19 protein-coding genes are annotated in these 19,872 nt (G+C 63.7%); 6 read left to right on the top strand and 13 right to left on the bottom strand.

Annotated elements, in window-relative coordinates; translation table 11 throughout:
• Window positions 1-24: 24 nt before the first annotated feature.
• From CAG33_RS23435 to CAG33_RS23405, 7 genes are read right to left on the bottom strand one after another with little or no spacing between them, the layout of a single operon-like run.
• Window positions 25-1,062 carry an acyltransferase family protein gene (locus CAG33_RS23435; protein ID WP_085630779.1) on the bottom strand — a complete coding sequence of 346 codons (1,038 nt, stop codon included), beginning with the start codon at window positions 1,060-1,062 and terminating at the stop codon, window positions 25-27.
• Window positions 1,062-2,180, bottom strand: a complete 1,119-nt coding sequence (locus tag CAG33_RS23430) for a hypothetical protein (RefSeq protein ID WP_085640698.1) — start codon at window positions 2,178-2,180, stop codon at window positions 1,062-1,064. The genes CAG33_RS23435 and CAG33_RS23430 overlap by 1 nt, the downstream gene beginning before the upstream one ends.
• Entirely contained in the window at window positions 2,171-3,400 is a 1,230-nt protein-coding gene (locus CAG33_RS23425; RefSeq protein WP_085640696.1) for a phosphoribosylaminoimidazole carboxylase, read from the bottom strand. The genes CAG33_RS23430 and CAG33_RS23425 overlap by 10 nt, the downstream gene beginning before the upstream one ends.
• Complete coding sequence (locus CAG33_RS23420) at window positions 3,397-4,509, bottom strand: polysaccharide pyruvyl transferase family protein (protein WP_085630783.1); 1,113 nt, start codon at window positions 4,507-4,509, stop codon at window positions 3,397-3,399. Before CAG33_RS23420 ends, CAG33_RS23425 begins: the two co-directional genes overlap by 4 nt.
• Window positions 4,510-4,523: 14 nt before the next feature.
• Window positions 4,524-5,606, bottom strand: a complete 1,083-nt coding sequence (locus CAG33_RS23415; RefSeq protein ID WP_085584497.1) for a glycosyltransferase — start codon at window positions 5,604-5,606, stop codon at window positions 4,524-4,526.
• A gap of 40 nt (window positions 5,607-5,646) precedes the next feature.
• Window positions 5,647-7,875, bottom strand: a complete 2,229-nt coding sequence (locus CAG33_RS23410) for a polysaccharide biosynthesis tyrosine autokinase (RefSeq protein ID WP_085584499.1) — start codon at window positions 7,873-7,875, stop codon at window positions 5,647-5,649.
• Between the two features lie 39 nt (window positions 7,876-7,914).
• The gene (locus CAG33_RS23405) at window positions 7,915-8,355 is read right to left on the bottom strand and encodes a low molecular weight protein-tyrosine-phosphatase (RefSeq protein ID WP_085584501.1); all 441 of its coding nucleotides are present in this window, start codon (window positions 8,353-8,355) and stop codon (window positions 7,915-7,917) included.
• Between the two features lie 287 nt (window positions 8,356-8,642).
• On the opposite strand from CAG33_RS23405, the gene CAG33_RS23400 reads away from it, so the two are divergent.
• Complete coding sequence (locus CAG33_RS23400; RefSeq protein WP_085584503.1) at window positions 8,643-9,590, top strand: glycosyl hydrolase family 5; 948 nt, start codon at window positions 8,643-8,645, stop codon at window positions 9,588-9,590.
• A 190-nt stretch (window positions 9,591-9,780) separates the two neighbouring features.
• Window positions 9,781-10,707 (top strand): transaldolase, encoded by a 927-nt coding sequence (gene tal / locus CAG33_RS23395; protein ID WP_085584505.1) that lies wholly within the window; start codon window positions 9,781-9,783, stop codon window positions 10,705-10,707.
• Window positions 10,708-10,800: 93 nt separating this feature from the next.
• Here the strand turns inward: tal and rssC are convergent, their stop codons facing one another.
• The 3 genes from rssC to CAG33_RS23380 all read right to left on the bottom strand — a co-directional run bounded on the left by rssC (window position 10,801) and on the right by CAG33_RS23380 (window position 13,484).
• Complete coding sequence (rssC, locus tag CAG33_RS23390; protein WP_085584507.1) at window positions 10,801-11,283, bottom strand: anti-sigma factor antagonist RssC; 483 nt, start codon at window positions 11,281-11,283, stop codon at window positions 10,801-10,803.
• Entirely contained in the window at window positions 11,280-12,464 is a 1,185-nt protein-coding gene (gene rssB / locus CAG33_RS23385) for a two-component system response regulator RssB (protein WP_085640694.1), read from the bottom strand. The genes rssC and rssB overlap by 4 nt, the downstream gene beginning before the upstream one ends.
• 330 nt (window positions 12,465-12,794) lie before the next feature.
• Entirely contained in the window at window positions 12,795-13,484 is a 690-nt protein-coding gene (locus tag CAG33_RS23380) for a VacJ family lipoprotein (RefSeq protein WP_085640692.1), read from the bottom strand.
• A gap of 196 nt (window positions 13,485-13,680) precedes the next feature.
• Between CAG33_RS23380 and CAG33_RS23375 the strand changes: the two genes are divergently transcribed.
• Window positions 13,681-14,298, top strand: coding sequence for a phosphatase (locus CAG33_RS23375; RefSeq protein WP_085640690.1), 618 nt, complete (start codon window positions 13,681-13,683; stop codon window positions 14,296-14,298).
• A gap of 108 nt (window positions 14,299-14,406) precedes the next feature.
• Window positions 14,407-14,670 carry a DUF4404 family protein gene (locus CAG33_RS23370; protein ID WP_085640688.1) on the top strand — a complete coding sequence of 88 codons (264 nt, stop codon included), beginning with the start codon at window positions 14,407-14,409 and terminating at the stop codon, window positions 14,668-14,670.
• 195 nt (window positions 14,671-14,865) lie between these two features.
• On the opposite strand, the gene queF is transcribed toward CAG33_RS23370, so the two are convergent.
• Window positions 14,866-15,696 carry an NADPH-dependent 7-cyano-7-deazaguanine reductase QueF gene (gene queF, locus CAG33_RS23365; protein ID WP_085630789.1) on the bottom strand — a complete coding sequence of 277 codons (831 nt, stop codon included), beginning with the start codon at window positions 15,694-15,696 and terminating at the stop codon, window positions 14,866-14,868.
• A 61-nt stretch (window positions 15,697-15,757) separates the two neighbouring features.
• Window positions 15,758-16,321, bottom strand: a complete 564-nt coding sequence (locus tag CAG33_RS23360) for a plastocyanin/azurin family copper-binding protein (RefSeq protein WP_085640686.1) — start codon at window positions 16,319-16,321, stop codon at window positions 15,758-15,760.
• A 152-nt stretch (window positions 16,322-16,473) separates the two neighbouring features.
• Here CAG33_RS23360 and CAG33_RS23355 point away from each other — a divergent pair, with 152 nt between their 5' ends.
• Together CAG33_RS23355 and CAG33_RS23350 are read left to right on the top strand one after the other, a co-directional pair.
• The gene (locus CAG33_RS23355; protein ID WP_085584523.1) at window positions 16,474-17,154 is read left to right on the top strand and encodes a heavy metal response regulator transcription factor; all 681 of its coding nucleotides are present in this window, start codon (window positions 16,474-16,476) and stop codon (window positions 17,152-17,154) included.
• Window positions 17,154-18,503 (top strand): heavy metal sensor histidine kinase, encoded by a 1,350-nt coding sequence (locus CAG33_RS23350; RefSeq protein ID WP_085584525.1) that lies wholly within the window; start codon window positions 17,154-17,156, stop codon window positions 18,501-18,503. The genes CAG33_RS23355 and CAG33_RS23350 overlap by 1 nt, the downstream gene beginning before the upstream one ends.
• Before the next feature lie 107 nt (window positions 18,504-18,610).
• Here CAG33_RS23350 and CAG33_RS23345 read toward each other — a convergent pair whose 3' ends face one another.
• Window positions 18,611-19,855, bottom strand: coding sequence for a lipoprotein-releasing ABC transporter permease subunit (locus CAG33_RS23345; protein WP_085584527.1), 1,245 nt, complete (start codon window positions 19,853-19,855; stop codon window positions 18,611-18,613).
• Window positions 19,856-19,872 lie beyond the last annotated feature (17 nt).

Below are 19,872 nucleotides of genomic sequence, written 5' to 3'. Positions count from 1 at the left end.
GGCGCTTTTCCTTGTGCGCAACCATCAGGTTTGCGGCACCGAGGCCGCTTGCCCGACAGGCTTCTTGACCGTGGCCCGCTCCCCCAGGAACAGCACGGAAGTGAAGTTGAAGCGGCTGAACACCGTCGACAGCAGCACCGGCCCGAACAGACCCAGGGTCAGGCCGCAGGCCACCAGCACGCTTTCGTCCTTCACGCCCAGACGCCCCAGCAACGCCCGCGACGTGGCGGCGAACAGCACATGGAACAGGAAGATCGCGTAGGAATAGCCGCCCAGCCAGGTCAGCCACTTCGAGCGCATCTCGCTCGACAGCAGCGCGAAGCACGACACGCAGCCCACCGTTAGCCCGATCAGGCTGCGACGGTCGACGATCAGCTCGCGGTCCGTCGCGGCCACATACAGCAGCGCCAGCGAAATCATCACGAACACCCAAGGCCCGATCACCTTGAAGAAATGCCGGAAGGTGTCGACCTTTTCCTGGCCGATCATCCCCGCCACGAAGAACGGCAGCAGGTAGGTCGCGCCGTTGATGCCGAACGCATCGACCTTGAAGGTCGGCAGCAGGAACACCACCGCCGCGAACGCCAGCAGCAGGTACAGGCGCGTCGACGTGCGCAGCAGGCCGCGCCATTCCAGCAGGCCGACGAACATGAAAATGATGAACACCGCCTGCAGGAACCAGAAGTGGTTCACCGGAATGTAGAACGACAGCAGCGCATCAATCACGCCCACGTCCTTGTTCACCCCGGGCCCCACCGCCTGCAGCACGGAGAACGGCACGCCGACGCAGAACAGCGGCACGATCAGCCGCCGCACCTTGCCGCGAAAGAACGCCCCGAAGTCGTTGCCGCGGATCTTGTAGAGCGAATAGATGTAGCCCGAAATGAAGGTGAACAGCGGCATGCGCACGTACACCATGGAATCGGCGATGACCCGGAACGGCGAGCCCAGGTCGATCTTCAGGCCGCCGCCCAGCGGGCCGATGACGTGATACAGCACCAACAGCAGGCAGGCCAGACCGCGCAGGGTCTCGATCTCCAGCGACTTTCTCTTGCTCGACATTACGGCACCCGCCTCATCTCGCGATTGGTTGATTCGGCCCGCACGGGCTTCTTGCCTTGCAGCATCAGCCCCAGCCCGACGAACAGCACCGGCACCACCATGGAGAAGTGCCGGGCGAAGGAGCCGAAGTCCGGCTCGAACAGCCCCTGGACCAGCAGGAACGCGAGGGGGATCGCGATCAGTTCCTTGGCCTTGGTCTGAATGGGGATGCCCTTGTAGTCCTTGGACGTGATGACCTTGAACAGCAGCAGCGCGGTCATGATCATCAACGCCACGAAGATCACCTGCCCCGGCCCGGACAGCAGGATCAGCTCGGCGGGAAACGACAGCCGGAAGAAGATGATCATCGAGTCCAGCGCCTGGGAGACGAAGTCGCTGCCGCTGAGCCACGACACGATCAGCGACTTGGAGCCCTCCTCGCCCGCCGTGCGCAGCTCGTTGTTGCTGGCGCGGATCGACGACACCGGAAAACCGAGCGCCACCTGGATCGCCATGGCGACCGCCAGGTAGAACAGGAACAGCATCAGGAAGAACGTGACGCGCGACACATACTTCTTCATCACGCAGACGCCGACCCACGACAGCGAAAACAGAATCCAGTAGGGCCGGATCAGCACGCCGTAGATCACCGCCGACAGGAAGAAGCCGCCGCGGTACTTGCGCGTCAGCGAACTCAGGAGAATGCTCAGCACCGCCACCGACACGATGATTTCCTTGGTCAGGTTCTCCAGGAAAAACGAACGGACGATGCCCCACAGGCACAGGGTGCCGAAGATCGCCAGCGGCATGCGCCGGAAGACGACCACCGGGATCGCCGTCAGGAAGAAATTGCAGAACATGCCGTAGGCCCAGGCATTGGTCAGGTCGATGCCGGTGGGCCGCAGCAGGAATGCCGAGCACTCGTAGGACGAGCGGTCCGGCGAGAACGGGTTCCAGAAGTTGCAGTTGTCGGCCCGGGCGTAGGACATCCACAGGGTCATGGCGTCCGGCCCCGGCGCCCGGGGCACCAGCAGCGGCATGGCCACCGACAGGAACAGGCCGCTGAACAGGATCAGGAACGACATCGACGAATCGAGCTTCACCCCGCGAAACTCGATGCATGGCAACTTCAGCCCCATGCCAGCGCCCTTTTCGCCTGACCCGCGCGGGTCAGCAGCGCAATCGCGCCCAACTGCACGACAATGGCGAAGACGTTGCCCCAGGCGGCGCCCTCGATCGAATAGTGCTTGATCAGGCCGTAGCTGACCGGCACCGACACCAGCAGGCAGATGGCCGCTCCGGCGAGCGACGCCCGACTGTTTTTCGAGGCGATCAACCCGCCCCAGACGATGTCGCCGACCCCGCGCAAGGCAAAGGACACGATCAGCACGCCGAGGATCCCGTTGTCCGGACGCGGCACCGGCGCGCCGACATAGTCGAGCACGACGTTGAAGAACAGGTAGATCAGCACCGCCACCACGGCCGACACCGCCAGCGAACGCATCACCCATTTGTTCACGAACAGTTGCCCGACCGTGAACGGCTGCCCGTCGGCCTGAAACCGCTTGGCCAGCACCGGGATGCCCACCACCGCCACCACCGCATAGGACAGCGCCTGCAAGGTGTTGGCCGCCGACCAGGCGTACACGTAAACGCCCAGGTTGGCGTAGGGCTCAAGGTCGGCGATCAGAAAGCGCTCGGCGTACTGACTCAACGCGATCAGCCCGGTGCCCAGATAGAACGGCAAGCCGGCCTTCCACACGGTCGCGGCCGCCAGCGTCCCTTCCGCCCGCCCGCGATGCACCTTGGCCACGATGGCGTACCCGGCGACGATCACCACGACGTTGGCCACCACCCACAGCCATAGGACGCTCGTGATGTCCGCGACCTGGCCGAGCATCAGCCCGGCCACCGCCAGCAGCGCCCAGAGGCCGGTCTTGATGAAGAACAGCAGCGCCCCCCACGTGGCCTTCTGGGCGGAAAACACAAAAGAGTTGATCTCGAAGGACAGGTGTTCGGTGAGCAGCACCAGGGTCACGCAGGCGATCAGCGCGGGCGTCGCCGGCATCGACTGGAACAGCGAGTAGACCGCCACCGTCGCCAGCGACAGCACCAGGCCCACGGCCAGGTACAGCCACAGCACCTTGTCGATGACCCGGCGCGAACTGCCGCCGACGCTGATCAGCCGGTTGATCTCGGAGCTGAAGCCCGCGCTGTAGAACTTCGACGCAATCAGCGACGCCGCGACCACCACCCCGTAGAAGCCCAAGGCTTCATAGCCCAGGTAATGGGTGACGGCCAGCACCAGCAGGAACTTGGCGCCCAGCGATCCGCCCCGCAGCAGGAGCCTGAAGATCATCGAACGACGCCTTTGATGATCTCGTCCATCATCACCGTCTTGGCTTCGATCTCGCGGCAGGTGTCGGTCAGGCGCTTGCCGAAGCGGCTCAGGGCGTCCGGCGCGTAGACCGTGTCGATGATGGTGTCGACGTCGATGTCGCCGCCGTTGATCACCCAGTCCTCCACGCCCATGTCCTGGTAGGCGCCGAAGCCCTTGCGCTCGTAGCTGATGTGGTAGGCCGGAACGCCCGACAGCAGCGACTCGATGGCGCCGTGCAAACGCACGGAGATCACCAGGTCCGGCTGGTGCTTGGCCAGGGTCGCCTTCAGCGGCAGCAGGTCTTCGGTGATGCCCAGCTCGCGGTAGAACGCACCGTCGTCGTTGCCGCGCACGGCGCTCTGCACCGCGCACACCACCTTGCTCTTGTCCTTCAGGCGTTGCAGCAGCACCTTGAGGTTGGCGACGTAGGCGGCCTTCTTTTCCGGGCTCCACGCCGGCGGCTTGCGCAGCACCACGCACACCGTGGCCGGCGTCGACGCGCAGCGGGTGAACTTGGGCTGCATGAGGATCTTGCCGGCCAGGGCCTGCACCGCCAGGTCCGGTGCCCGGTAAACGTTCTCGCAGGCTTCGAACATCGCCGAAGAGCGGTTGTCGCGCACGAACACCGCATCGGCGCTGGCGTAGTGCTCGACGATCTTGCTGCTTTCGCCGTGGAACGGCCCGATGCTCTGCGGCAGGTACACCGACGGCACCTTGCTGAGGATCGCCGTTTCCAGTTGCTTGGCGTGCCCCAGCTTCAGCTTGATGTGTTCGAAGGCGCTCTTGGAACGCATGTAGCCGCCGCCGACGCCGACGATCAGGTCCGTGTTCTTCAAAAGGTCCGCCAGCGCGGCGTAGGAGCGGTTGAGGAACACCGCCTCCTTGACCCGCCCCAGGCCCTTGGCCGCCATCACCGGCGCATCGAAGCGCTTGTGCGGCAGGTAGCTGAAGGACTGCGGGTCGGACGCCACGACATTGATCGACGTGTCGGCGCCGAAGTTTCGCTGCACCAGGGCGATGGCCAGGTCCACCAAGAGGCCGTCACCGGAGTTGGACGCACTGTAGCCATGCAAGATCGTTACGTTCATAAGCTGATTTCTACTTAACAAGTGGGGGCGCAATACACGTCATAGGTCTGGCGGATCATCAGCTCGGCGCTGAAGCGCTCGCGCACGATCCGGCGGCTTTCAAGGCCCAGGGCGGTCAGCCCCGGCTTGTGGATCCGCATCAGGCGGTCGGCCAGCGCCTGGTGGTCGCCGGCGGGGAAGATGTAGCCGGACACCCCGTGGGTGACCAGTTCCGGCAGGGACGTGCAGTCGCTGGCGATCACCGGCACGCCCATGGACATGCCCTCCAGCGGCACCATCGCGAACCCTTCCCAGCGGCTGGGCACGATCAGCGCATCGGCCTGGCGGTACAAGGCGTGGACTTCGGCCGGGGTCACCCACGGCAGGTACTCGACCCCGTCCATCGGCGGGGGCGCGACCGCGTCTTCGTTGACCGCGCTGCCCACCACCGTGAGCTTGAGGTCGGTGCGGCGCACTTCGGCAAAGGCCTTGAGCAGCACATCGAAGCCCTTCTGGTAGTCGAGACGGCCCACGAACAACAGGCGGATCGGCTCCGCGCCGGCGGCCTTGGGCACCTCGTCCTTGGGCGGTATGCCGTTGTAGATCAGGGTCATGCGCTTGCGGTCGATGCCGAACGCGGCGGCTTTGTCCAGCTCGTAGCGGCTGACGCAGATGATTTTGTCGGTGACGTTCTGCAGCAGCCGCTCGATCAGCGAATAGAGCTTGCGCTTGGCCGGCGAGCCTTCCATCAGGAACGAAAAGGCATGGGGGCAATAGACGATCTTCGGCGACCGCCAGGGCCGCAGAAGCAGGCACACGCAACGACCGATCACCCCGGAAAAAGTACTGTGCAGGTGCACCACATCGGGCTTTTCCTTGAGCATTACCTGCATCAGCCGCCAGGCGAAGCGCAGCATCGACAGCGCATTGCGCCCACTCCTTTCGAAGGTGCGGATCTGCCCTCCGTCGATGCCGTGCAGCTCCTGTTTCTGATCCTTGGGCACCAGATAGATCAGTTCGTAGTTCGAGGTTTCGTCGTCGGGCGACGCCGATATCGTGCGGATCACCGTCGCGACGCCGCCTTTTATCGTTTCAGCCACGTGCAGAATTTTTTTCACAACCCACCCACTTCCTTGCCAAATGGAACCGTCGCCCGACTCAGGACTTGTCGGACGCGTATTCGTAGCTGTAGTAACCGTAGCCGCCGTTGCCGTAGTAACTGGCCGCGCGCTTCTCGACGCCGTTGAACACCGCGCCTTTGAGTTCGATGCCGTTCTGGGCGAACCGGCGGATCGTCAGTTCGATTTCCTTGGCGGGGTTCACCGCGAACCGGGTGACGATCAGGCTGATCCCCGCTTCGCGGCCGACGATGGCCGCGTCCGTCACGGCCAGCAGCGGCGGCGTATCGATGATCACCACGTCGTAGCGCTCGCTGAGCTCGGCCAGAAGATCGCGGAAGTTGGCGTGCATCAGCAGTTCCGACGGATTGGGCGGTACCTGCCCGCGGCTGATGAAGTGCAGGTTGTCGACCTCGACCTTGTGGATCGCCTGCTCAAGGCTGCAGCGCTTGACCAACAGGTCCGACAGGCCATTGGCGATGGGCGTGTTCAGCGTCTTGTGCAGATGCCCCTTGCGCATGTCCGCGTCGATCAGCACCACCCGCTGGCCGCTTTGCGCCATGACCGCCGCCAGGTTCGAAGACACGAACGTCTTGCCGACCTGCGGGCTGGGGCCGGAGATCATGATCCGGTTGTTGGTCGAGTCCAGCCCGGCGAAATGCAGGCAGGTGCGCAGGCTGCGGATCGATTCGATGGACAGGTCCGTCGGGTTGCGCAGGGCCAGCAGGTAAGCGGGTTGGGTCTCGGCCTGCTTGGCCCGGACCTTCTTGCTGTCCTCTTCCTTCTGCAGGGCACTGTAGGGAATCGACGCGTACACCGGCAGGCCGAGCTGCTCGATGGCCTCCGGGCCTTCCAGCCCCCGGCTCATCGACTTGCGCACCAGCACCAGCGCCACGCCGACAAAGGCACCGAAGAACGTCGCGATCAGCACGATCAAGGCCTTGCGCGGCTTGATCGGGTTGGTCATGTCCACATCCGCCGGATCCACCAGCCGCACGTTGCCCACGGCACCGGCGCGGACGATGTCCAGCTCCTGGGCCTTGTTCAGCAATTGGGTGTAGATCTGCGAGGCCACTTCCACGTCGCGGGTCAGGTTCAGCAGTTCCTGCTGGGTGGCCGGCAGATCCTGCACCTTGCTCTCCAGCGAGCGCTGCTGCTGGGTCAGCTCGCCGATCTGGGTCATCAGGGCGCGGTAGGCCGGGTGCTGCTTGGTGAATTTGCGGTCCATCTCCGCCTGCTGCATCTTCAGCTCGGAGAGCTTGGTGTCCAGGCCGACGGCCTGGCCCAGCACCGACTGGGTCTCCAGGGAGATGTTCACGGTCTTGCCGCGGGTCTGGTAGGCGTTGAGCGCTTCGCTGGCCTTGGCCAGGTCGCGCTTGACCTGGGGCAGTTGGCCCTGGAGGAAGTTCAGGCTCTGCGCCGCTTCGGCCGAGGTGCGCTGCACGTTCTGCTGCACGTACAGCGCCGAGATCTTGTTGAGGATCCGCACCGCCTCGGGCGCATCGCTGCTGGCCAGGGCCAGGCGGATGATCCCCGATTCCTTGCCTTGCTCGGCGATGTCCAGGGCGTCTTGGTAGCTCTGGATCGTGACGATGCGTGGGTTGCGCACCACCTCGAAACGGGTGCCGGGGTTGGCTTGCAGCCGTCCGATCAGCCCGGCGACGCCGTCCTGGTCGAAGGCGCTGCCGGCCACGCCTTCGGCCAGCAGGTTGTCGTTGTCGTCCAACAGCTGGAAGCGGTGCTGCTCGCCCGCGATCAGGGTGAGTTTCTTGCCCAGCAGTTCCTTGGGCAGGTCAAGGCGCTCGATGTCCAGGCGCTCGCCGCCCCAGGCGTAGCTGTTGAGGCCGAAGCGCGGGCGCGAGACGCTGTCTTCGCTGTCGCCCCGATAGCGCCGGGCCAGGAAGCCGCCGATCACCGGGAAGGTGTTGGGCGTGACGTCGATGTCCAGGCGCAGGTCGTCGACGGTGCGGCCGATCACTGCCCGGGACTTGATGATGCCGATCTCGGTCACCGACGGCGACTGCCCGCCCAGCATGCTGCTCAGGTCGGAGAACCCGAGCATGTCGTTCTTTTTCGGTTCGACCTGGACCAGCGCGTTCGCCAGGTACACCGGCGTCGACAGCACGGCGTAGGCCACGCCGGTCATCATGAAGGCGCCGGTGAAGGCGCCGATCAACCATTTGCGGTCGATCAACGAACCAAAGATGCCGAGGATATCAATGCTGTCTTGATCATTATCCCGGGTGCCGACTACTGACGGTAACTGCATAAGTCTTTTCTTACCATTCACTGAACTGAAGAATATTCATCAACGCCCGAGGCGTTGCGCCCAAGAGCAAACAGCATCTTCAATCAATGCATGCGCATGAATAAAAGCGGCCTTTCCCTGACGGTACGGATCCGGTATTTCCCGCTCGCTTTGCCACTTGCCGAGCAGAAACACTTTGCCCCTGGCGTGGGACGCGATCTTCAATACTTGTTTTACATGTTCTTTTTCCATGACCAGGACCAAGTCGGCATCATTGACGATGTCCGACGTGATCTGCCGCGCCCGGAAACCTTCGGCGCTGTGGCCGTGTTCTTCCACCACCTGGCGCGCGGACGCTTCCATGGCTTCGCCGACCCGGGCGGACAGCCCGGCGGACGCGACCGTGACGCCGGCCGGCGCCAGTGCATCACGCAACAACAGTTCGGCTGTCGGACTTCGGCAGATGTTGCCCACGCAGACGACAAGGATCTTTTTGAACAAGGTTTACTTTCCTGTGTAATATCATTCTGCCAATACCGCTCGCGGTCTTAATGAACCCACGAGACATTTCTGCGTTCAGAAATAGATTCGCCCTGTTAATTGAGTGCATTAAGTACCATGCCGTCGGAAAGTCCCCCAACCAGAATTGCCGGACCAAAAATAACTGTGATTTTCACAAGTTGATTCCTGACAAAAAATAACATTCGTGCACTTCGCGCACTTGCGCCTATCGAATCAGATAACGCAAACAACGATTGCTAGTGTCATTTCTCATCAGGAGAGCAGACATGTATTCAGCACATCTCAAACGGCTCGGCGCCCTCGCCTTCTTGCTGCTCGGCGCCAGCGCCCAGGCCCACGCCAGCGAACTGTTTCCGGCCCTGACCGGCACCCGCACCATCGGCGTTCAGGTCAAGATCCAGAACTTCTCTTCCGCCGACGCCGCCCAGATCAAGGCGGCGGGCTTCAGCTTCGTGCGCTTGGGCGTCTGGAGCGACAGCCTGGGTGATCCGGCCTATCAGCGGCAGATCGGCGACGCCTTCGCCGTCGCCCGGGCAGCCGGGTTGCCAGTGCTGATGACCGTGCGCGCCACCCGCCCCCTGAGCGCAGAGCCCGCAGCGGCGGGCGGCGCGTTCGCCGGCGCGGTGACGAGCCTGGAAGCGTCCTACCGCACGCAATTGGTGGCGATCGAAATCTGGAACGAACCGGATCTGGCCACGTACTGGCCGACCGGCAACTTCGACACGACGTTCGCGCCGTTCATGAAAGCCATGTGCCAGTCGCTGCAAGGCAAAATCACATCCACACCCGTGATCGGCTTCGGCTTCGCCCGGCCGCCGAGCGCAGGGTCGGCCTCGACCGTTGCGCTGAACAGCATCGTCAGCGCCTACCCCGACTGCCTGGACGCGGTGTCCTATCACCCCTACGGCATGACCGCCGCGCAGATCGGCAATGCCCAGGCGTTCATCCAGCAGAACTTCCACCTGCCGGGGGTCATCAGCGAATGGGGCATCTCGGCGCTCGGCTCCAACGGCGGCCCCGAAGGCCAGGCCAGCAAGATCGGGGCGTTCATCGGCGACGTTAAACGGCTCAACATCCCGTTGACCTCGATCTATGAATGGAAAAACAGCGATTCGGGCAGCAACGACCGGGAACGCAACTTCGGCCTGCTGACCTCCGACGGCCAGCCGAAACCGGCGCAACTGACGGCCCGCACGCAACTGAACGCGCAATAGCCGCCCTCCACCCATCTGTCGCTTTGAACCTGCGGGCGGTTTCGCCATCGAATCCATCGACACCGCGCCCCCGCCTTTCAAACAGCCGTTTTCAGGTTGTTGCCCCGGGGGCCGCCGATCCGCGTTCATGCCCTTGAGCGGCTGTCAGCGCTCGGGTAATGTCATCAGACCCCTAGGACAGAGCACGCTCATGACTTCCAAGCTGGAACAACTGAAACAATTCACCACCGTCGTTGCCGACACCGGCGACTTCGAAGCCATCGCCCGGGTCAAGCCGGTCGATGCGACCACCAACCCTTCCCTGCTGCTCAAGGCGGCCGCCATTCCGGCCTACGCCGAGCTGCTGAACGCCAGCGTCAGCGACTGCAAGGGCGACGTGGGCCTGGCCAGCGACCGCTTCGGCGTCGCGGTGGGCCAGGAAATCCTGAAAGTGATCCCCGGGCGCATCTCCACCGAAGTGGATGCGCGCCTGTCGTTCGACCAGGACGCCATGCTCAAGCGTGCGCACCGCCTGATCGAGCTGTACGACAAGGCCGGCATCGGCCGCGACCGCGTGCTGATCAAGATCGCCTCTACCTGGGAAGGCATCCGCGCCGCCGAGATCCTGGAGAAAGAAGGCATCCAGACCAACCTGACCCTGCTGTTCTCCTTCGCCCAGGCCGCCGCCTGCGCCGATGCCGGCGTGTTCCTGATCTCGCCGTTCGTGGGCCGCATCTACGACTGGTACAAGAAGGCCAACGGCAACGAGTACACCGGTGCCGACGATCCGGGCGTGCAGTCGGTGACCCGCATCTACAACTACTACAAGGCCAACGGCTACAAGACCGTGGTCATGGGCGCCAGCTTCCGCAACCTGAGCCAGATTGAACAGCTGGCCGGCTGCGACCGCCTGACCATCAGCCCCGACCTGATCGACAAGCTGGCCGCAGACACCGGCAAGCTGGAGCGCAAACTGGCGCCGGGCCACACCGGCGAAGCCCGTCTGCCGCTGAACGAAGCGCAGTTCCGCTGGCTGTCCAACGAAGACGCGATGGCCACCGAGAAACTGGCCGAAGGCATCCGCCAGTTCGCCCGCGACCAGGAAAAGCTCGAAGCGCTGCTCAAAGCCAAGCTGTGACCGGCTGACGGCCAACGCAAAAAGGGCGAACCCTCACGGGTTCGCCCTTTTTCATTCGTGTGGCGAGGAAGCTTGCTCCCGCCGCCGGGACGGTCAATGCCGCTCGAGCGCGTTCACCAGGTCATGGAACGCCTCACGGTTGGACTCGTTCAGCCCCATGAGGATCTTGTGCGCCTCTAGCACCTTGATCCGCACCACCTCCTCCGACTGGTCCTGATCCGGCAGGTCGTCGAGACACTCCGGACACGGCACAGGGTGGTTGACGATGTTGAACACCTGCTCGAAGCCCATCGACTGCAGCAGACGGGTGATGTCATCGTGGGTGGTGACGACGGTCGGCAACAGGCCGACCTTCTGCCGCGACAGAATGGACAGCTTGGCCAACAGGCCCAGGGTGGTGCTGTCGATACTGCGGGTTTCGGTCAAATCGATCACGATCGCGTTGAAGTTCAACGCGGTGAAGATTTTCTCAATAGTCGCATCCAACGCCGAACACAGGGTCAGGCGTACTTCACCGACGAACTTCAGGACAAAGGTGCCGTCCTGCTCGGCGAACTGGATTCTACCGGTACTCATTGAAGGTTCCTGCTCAACACCAACAGGGCGATATCATCCGGCATCTCCCCGAGCGTGGCCAATCCAAACACCTGGCGCAGACCATCCAGGCTGCCGCCCGCCGTCTTGACCCGTTGGGGCAAGGCGGCTTCTTTTTCTTTGAGTGTGGGCTCTGGCAAAAGATCCAGAATGCCATCAGACATCAGCGTCAGGCTGAACGTCGGCGGCAGCTCCAGCACGTGATCCTCGTAGGTGGCCTCGTTGAAGAGCCCCACGGGCAGCCCGCGGCCCTCGAGGTAGCGCACGCCCTCAGGCGTGTACAGCACAGGCAACGGCAGATGGCCGCCGATGCTATAGGTCAACAAACCGGTCTCCTCGTCGATGACGCCACCGACCATCGTGACATGCTTGCCCAGCTTACAGCTGATCAGTCCCCGGTTGATATGGCCAAGGACTTCCGACGGCTTGAACTCCGGCAGCGTGCCGTTGCGCTTGGACTCGAACAGCAGGCGCGTGGTCATGAACTTCAGCAGCACGGTCACGAACGCGGAGGACGCGCCGTGGCCCGAGACGTCCGCCAGGTAGAACGCCACCCGATGGTCATCGACCCGGAAATAGTCGACGAAATCGCCGGACAGGTACAGGGACGGGATGATCTGGTGTTCGAAGCGCAGTTCGTCGACGCTCCAGGGGCTGACCGGGAGCATGTTCATCTGCACCTGGCGCCCGGCGTTCTGGTCTTCCTGCAGCAGGTTCAGGCTGGCTTCGAGCTCGCGGTTGGCCTTTTCGAGCTTCTCGCGGTAGCGCTGGTTCTCCAGCAGCAGCCGCGCACGATCCAAGGCCCGGCGCACGGAGTGCTCGAGCACAGCCAGGTCTTCGAGGGGCTTGATCAGGTAATCGGCGGCGCCCAGGCGCAGGGCCTCCACCGCATCGTTCATCACGCCGGCACCCGATACCACGATCACCGGCGTCTGCGGCGAGCGTTCGGTGACTTGACGGATGAGTTCGAGACCGCCCATCTGCGGCATGCGCAGATCGCAGATGACCAGATCGGGCTTGTCTTGCTCGAATACCTGAAGTCCCTGCTGACCGTTGCCGGCCTGCAGGACGCTGAAACCACTGTCTTCCAAATAGGCCGCGAGGCTCGCGCGCACTACTTCGTCATCATCGATTATCAGCAGCGTGGCACTGGTTTTTGGCATGTGGGCAAACGGCGCCAGAATGGGGTTGGCGTAGCAGGCGGGGCGACAGGCCCGGCGCAGACTACTGGATTCGCTTTCTAGCCTCTCTGTTGCAGCGCTTTCGGACAACGGTCCCGAACGCGATCACACCAGAGGTGCCCTTCTAAGGCGCAGACGGTACTCCCATCCGCGGGGCGTTTCAAGCATGCGCCGATCGCCACCTGACGACTTTGTTTGTCAAATCACAGAGAGTTATAAGAACCCATCCATCCGTAACCCGTTGGAAGGTCGTCGCCATGAAAAAAGGCGGCCTGACGGCCGCCTTCGATGTCCGGCGATCGACGCAGACGATCAGAAATCGTCTTCGACCTGGCCGTCCTTGACCTTGAACTCGCGGTTCTGCAGGTAGGCGTTGCGGATGAAGGTGTACTTGTCGCCGCTGATCAGCTTCTCGCTGGAGAGCAGGCTGGCGCGGGTGTCGACGATGTTCAGGCCGAAGATCGAGTTACGCACCGGCACGTCGTTGATGTAGCGGTAAGGGCCGGTGTAGCTGTCGACGTACTTCGACGGCGCATCGCGCAGGGTGCTCGGGCCCAGCAGCGGCAGCATCACGTAGGGGCCGCTGCCCACGCCCCAGTAGCCGAGGGTCTGGCCGAAGTCTTCGTCGCTGCGCTGCAGGCCCATCTTGGTGCCGACGTCGAAGAAGCCGAGCAGGCCGAAGGTGGTGTTGAAGATCAGGCGCGCCGCATCGACGCCGGCGGCGGCCGGCTTGGCCTGCAGGACGTTGTTGGCGAAGTTGGTGACGTCGCCGACGTTGCGGAACATGTTGTGGATGCCGTCTTCGAGGAATTGCGGCGTCACATATTCATAGCCCTGCGCCAGCGGCTTCAGCGCGTAGGTGTCGACGAAATCGTTGAACTGGAAGATCGGACGGTTGACGCTTTCCCAAGGGTCTTCTTCCGTCGCGGCCTGGGCGGCGAACGGGGCCAGCAACACACCGGCACATAGACAGATCTGAGCGAGAGGATTGCTCCAGCGCATAAAAGGAAACTCCTTGGATGGGGATGGCGCAGGACGAATCCGCCCCGGCGATATGGGCGCTAGTATAAGCGCAAAAGCCGCTTTGGGCAGGCAGTCGCGCTGACAACGTGCGACATCTCCTACGGCCGCTTTCACCAATGTGTCATCCAACTGTCACCGGCCTCCCCTAGCCTTTGGCTATTTCAGGGACGTTTTCATGCCGCACGCCGAAACCTTGCCCCACTGCGCCTCCAACCTGACCGCCGTGCTGTTCGGGCTCAGCGGCTGCCTGGTGGATTTCGGCGCCCGCGCCCGCCACGGCGAAGTCCTGCAGGAGCACACCCAGGCCACCCCCGGCGCCCTGGACAGCCTCGACAGCCTGCAGCGCCAGCAAATCCCCTGCGCCTGGCTCGACGAACTGCCGCCCGCCCTCGCCCACCCCCTGACCGCCGCGTTGCCGTCATGGATCCAGCCGTCGCAATATTCGGCAACAATCAATCCATGGCCGGCCCCGGGCGCTTGCTGGCAAGCGCTGATGTCCCTGAACGTCGAACGGCTCGACGGCTGCGTGCTGGTCAGCGGCGAACCGCGCCTGCTGCAATCGGGCCTGAACGCCGGGCTGTGGACCATCGGGCTGGCCTCCTGCGGCCCGCTCTGCGGCCTGTCGCCGGAGCAATGGCACGCCCTGGAGCAGAAGGAACGCGAACAGTTGCGCGGCAAGGCGACGCTGCAGCTGTACGGCTTGGGCGTGCACTCGGTGATCGACCATCTGGGCGAGCTCGACACGTGCCTGGCCGACATCAGCCTGCGCAGGCTCAAAGGCGAGAAGCCCTGACCGGGATCATGCACGCGCCTCGAGAGTGGATTAGTCTTAAGGGGAGCCATAGACCTTTGGCGCCCGGCTGCTGTCTATGCCAGTGCCTCTCGACAAAAGGAAACCGCCATGCCCGCCCGCGAACTGCAAGAACAGCTCAACACCCTGCGCGAGCAACTGGAACAGAATCCGCCGCTGTCCGATGCCGAGCGCGAACATCTGCACCAGCTCATGGAGCAGATCAAATCCGAGCTCGATCTGGATAAATCCACTCAGGACACCAACATTGCCGATGGCGTGAACCTGGCGGTCGAACGCTTCGAGGTCGAACACCCTGCCATCGCCGGCACCTTGCGCAACATCATGAACTCACTGGTCAGCATGGGCATCTGAACCCCAGCACAAAAAAAGCCCTGCCGTCGCCGGCAGGGCTTTTTCATGTGCGGTGCCTTCACGGGCGCCTTCGTCAGCAGGCTGGCTCCCACCCTGTTTGGCGGTGAACACAGATTCTGGATTCACCGCAGAACCCTGTGGGAGCCAGCCTGCTGGCGATGAGGCCGGCGCGAACACCGCCTGTGGCGAAAGTCTTTACTGGCGAACCAGACGCAGGTTCGGCCACTGCGCGCTTTCGGTGCTGCGGTACGGGTTGATGTCCAGGCCGCCGCGGCGCACGTAGCGGGCATAGACGGTCAGTTTCTCTGGCTTGAGCAACCGTTGCAGGTCGAGGAAGATCCGCTCCACGCACTGCTCGTGGAAGTCCGAATGCTGGCGGAAGCTGACGATGTACTCCAGCAGGCTGGCATGGTCCAGCGCCGCGCCGCGGTACTCCACCACCACACTGCCCCAGTCCGGCTGGCTGGTCACCGGGCAGTTGGACTTGAGCAGGTGGCTGTGCACGCTCTCCTCCACCACTCGCGAATCGTCGCAACGCAGCAGTTCGGGGCGCGGATGCTCATAGTTGCTGACACGGATGTCCAGGTCGTCGATGCACACGCCCGGCAGCGCGGTGACGCCTTCGGCCTCGACGTCCTTCAGGCTGCGGATCCGCACGCCCACCGGCTTGCCGGCGGCGGCGGACAGGTCCTTGACCAGCGTCGCCTCCAGGCTGGCGGTGTCGGCGAACGGCGTCTGGTTCAGCGAGTTCAGGTACAGCTTGAACGACTTGGACTCGATGATGTTCGGCGAATCCGCCGGGATGCTGAACTCGCCGATCGCCACCACCGGCTTGCCCGACGGCAGCAGCCACGACAGCTCGAAGCAGTTCCAGAAATCCACGCCCTTGTACGGCAGGGTGTCTGCGGTCAGCCCCAGCTCCGCCCATTTGGCGGTACGCGGGATCGGAAACAGCAGGGACGGCGTGTAGGTGGCGATGTATTCGCTGGATTTGCCCAGCGGCGAATGTTCGGCTGCGGGATGCATGGCGGAAACCTGACTGAAGAATCAGCGGATTCTACCAGCCTTTGCCCCCGCCTTTGAGTGCTTACTGACTGACCGTCAGTTTGCCGACCATGCCGGCCTGATAATGGCCGGGGATGTTGCAGGCAAACTCAAGATTGACGGCCTTGCTGAACGTCCAGGTCAACTCGGCGGTTTTGCCTGGCTCCACCAGCACACTGTTGGGGTCGTCGTGCTTCATGCCCTGCTTCATCGCGCCCATCGCCATGGCGTCGTGGCCCATCGCGCGGTGGTCCATGCCGGCCATGTCGTGGGACATTTCTTTCATGCCCGTAGGCGTGAGCATGCCGCTTTGCTGCATCTTGAGCATTTCCTGCTGATGGCTGGCATGCATCGCCGCATCGCCCAGGTTGAATTCGTGCAGCAGTTGCCCCTTGTTCACCAGCACGAAACGAACGGTCTCACCGGCCTTGACCTCGATGGCCTTGGGATCGAACGACATGTCGCCCATCACCACTTCGATGCTGCGGCTGGCCTTGGCCGCCGGGGCCGGCTGGCCGAAATCGTAGGTGTGCGCCCCGGCCGCCCACACAGGCGAACTCAGCGCCAGCAGACAGGCGGCGACGGTCAGACGGTTGCGCAAAAACATGGTCGTACTCCAACAAAGAAAGGTTCAGCCTGTGGGAAACTCTAGCCCGTCTGCGCTGGCGCGAACCTGACAGGCAGATTACAACTTTGTCAGGTTGGCCTGCGTGGCGACCGTCCACGGTATAACGCCCCGAAACCTCACCCGAGCCGCCCATGAAACTGCTGATCGTCGAAGACCAACCGAAAACCGGTCATTACCTGCGCCAGGGCCTGACCGAAGCGGGGTTCAACACCGAACTTGTGGCCGACGGCAACAGCGGCCAGCAACTGGCGCTGAGCGGCGACTATGCCTTGCTGATCCTCGACGTGATGCTGCCCGGCCGGGACGGCTGGCAGATCCTGCAGGCCGTGCGCGGCGCCGGCCTGGATACGCCGGTGCTGTTCCTGACCGCCAAGGATGCGGTGGAAGACCGGGTGCACGGCCTGGAGCTGGGCGCCGACGACTACCTCGTCAAGCCGTTCGCCTTCTCCGAACTGCTGGCCCGGGTGCGCAGCCTGCTGCGGCGCGGCAGCGCCACGCCCCAGGAGACCAGCCTGCAACTGGCGGACCTGCGCCTGGACCTGATCCGCCGCCGGGTAGAGCGCAGCGGCCAGCGCATCGACCTCACGGCCAAGGAATTCGCCCTGCTGGAAATGCTCCTGCGCCGCCAGGGCGAAGTGCTGCCCAAATCCTTGATCGCCTCGCAGGTCTGGGACATGAACTTCGACAGCGACACCAACGTGATCGAAGTGGCGATCCGGCGGCTGCGCCTGAAGATCGACGACGATTTCCCCAACAAGCTGATCCACACCGTGCGCGGCATGGGTTACGTCCTCGAAGAGCGGGCCGACTGATGCGCAGGCTTTCCTTGAGCGGGCGCTTGGCCTTGCTGTTCGCCGCCTGCACCGCCGCTGTGTCGCTGGTGGCCGGGGTGCTGTTCAGCCGCGCCAGCGAGGCGCATTTCATTGAACTGGATCAGCAGTTGCTCGACAGCAAGCTCATCGGCCTGCGCCGGGCCCTGCAGGACGTGCCGGACCATCAGCGCCAGGCGCGGCTGGCCGACGAACTGAGCCGACAGGCCGACCTGTCGCTGCGCATCAGCGGCAGCGATGGCCAGCGTTGGTACGACAGTTCGGACCGGTTGCCCGAAACGCTGCCCCGGGCGAGCGGCCTGGCCACGGTCAGCGACGACGGCACCGATTACCGGGTGCTGAACGCGGCACTCTATCCGGACAAGGCCGACTCACCACAGCTGACCTTGCTGCTGGACATCACCCATCACCAACACTTCCTGCAACGCATGCAGCACCTGATCTGGCTGACCGTCGGTCTGTCGGCGCTGGCCACCGCGCTGCTCGGCGCCTGGGCCGCGCGCAGCGGCCTGCGTCCGCTGCGGCGCATGAGTGCGGTGGCGCGCGGCGTCTCGGCGCAATCGCTCAACGCACGGCTGCCCCAGGAGCAGATGCCGCCGGAACTTTCGGAACTGGCGCAAAGCTTCAACGCCATGCTCGGCCGCCTGGACGACGCCTTTCAGCGGCTCTCGGCGTTCTCCGCCGACATCGCCCATGAACTGCGCACGCCGCTGTCGAACCTGCTGACCCACACCCAGGTCACCCTCACCCGCCCGCGCTCCATGGAGGACTACCGCGAAGCCCTGCACAGCAACCTCGAAGAGCTGCAATGGATGGCGCAACTGGTCAACGACATGCTGTACCTGGCCAAGGCCGACCACGGTTTGCTGATGCCCACGCGCGAGCCGCTGGAACTGGCCGACGAGACCGACACGCTGCTGGAATTCTTCGCGCCGCTGGCCGAAGACGCCGGCGTGACGCTCAGCCGCGAAGGCCACGGGCGCCTGGACGGCGACCGCGGCATGCTGCGCCGGGCCTTGTCGAACCTGCTGGACAACGCGTTGCGCTTCACCCCGGCCGAGGGCCAGGTGCGCTTGCTGATCGCCGAGCAGCCGACGTCATTGAGGGTGAGCGTGGAAAACACCGGCGAGGGGATTTCGGCGCAGCTGCTGCCGCGCCTGTTCGACCGTTTCTACCGGGCCGATCCGGCCCGCCAGGAAGGCAGCCAGGAACACGCCGGGCTGGGGTTGGCGATCACCCAATCCATCGTCCGCGCCCATGGCGGGCAGATTCATTGCGAATCGGCCCAAGGGTGGACGCGGTTTGTGATCGAGTTGCCGAAGGGGGATTGAGGCCGGCCGTTGCGGCCTCATCGCCAGCAGGCTGGCTCCCACATGGGATCTGTGTCATCCATCCCTGTGGGAACCAGCCAGCCTGCTGGCGATGGCGATCCTGAGGCTCAGGAGTATCTCAAGGCCTGCGCCGGCTCGACCTTCGCCGCCCGCCACGCCGGATACACGGTGGCCAGGAAGCTCATGATGAAGCCCGCCGAGCAGATCAGCAGCACGTCGCCGCCTTGCAGCTCCGACGGCAGGTTGCTGACGAAGTACACGTCCGAACTGAAGATGTGCTGCCCGGTGACCCGTTCGATCCAGCCCACCATCTCGCTGACGTTCAGCGCGGCGATCACGCCGAGCACGCCGCCGATCAGCGTGCCGACGATCCCGATCACCGTGCCCTGCACCATGAAGATCGCCATGATCTGCCGGGGCGTGGCGCCGATGGTGCGCAGGATCGCGATGTCCGCGCCCTTGTCGTTCACCACCATGATCAGGGTCGCGATGATGTTGAACGCCGCCACCGCGACGATCATCAGCAACAGCAGGCCAATCATGGTCTTTTCCATTTTCATCGCGCTGAACAGGCTGCCCTGGGTGTGGGTCCAGTCGTCGGCCTTGTAGCCGGCGCCCAGGCCCGTCGCGATGTCGGAGGAAACCTTCGGCGCGGCGTACAGGTCCTTCACCGCCAGGCGCACGCTCTGCACCTGGTTCGGTTCCCAGTGCTGCATCTGCGCGGCGTCGGCCACATGGATCAGGCCCATGGAGCCGTCGAGCTCGGCGCCGACCTTGAACACGCCCACCACGTTCAGGCGCTGCATCCTCGGGGTGATGCCGCCGGGTGCGGTGCTGACTTCAGGCACGATCAGGGTGATCTTGTCGCCCACGTTCAGGCGGAAGCGCCGCGCGGTGATCTCGCCGAGCACCACGCCGTATTCGCCCGGCTTCAAGGCATCGAGACGGCCCTGCACGATGTGCTGCGCGACGATCGACACCTTGCCTTCCTGGGCCGGGTCGACGCCGCTGATCTGGATCGGCTGCATCATCCCCTTGTAGGAGAGCATGCCTTCCATTTCGGTGAACGGCACGGCGGCGGTGACTTCAGGGTTCTTCAGCGCGGCGGCGGCCACCGGTTGCCAGTCGTCGATGGGGTTGACGCCGACGATGGTCGCATGGGGCACCATGCCGAGGATGCGCGAGCTCATTTCGCGCTGGAAGCCGTTCATCACCGACAGCACCACGATCATCGCCAGCACGCCGAGGGCGAGCCCGATCATCGAAGTCATCGAGATGAACGAAACAAAGCGGTTGCGGCGCTTGGCGCGGGTGTAGCGCGCGCCGATGAAGATCGATAACGGTCTGAACATTCGCTGGGGCACCGTTT

The organism is Pseudomonas sp. B3(2017) (genome assembly GCF_002113595.1).
Taxonomy (GTDB): domain Bacteria; phylum Pseudomonadota; class Gammaproteobacteria; order Pseudomonadales; family Pseudomonadaceae; genus Aquipseudomonas; species Aquipseudomonas ekonensis.
Note: the sequence above shows the minus strand (reverse complement) of the source record. Positions and strands in the feature narration are given on the sequence as shown.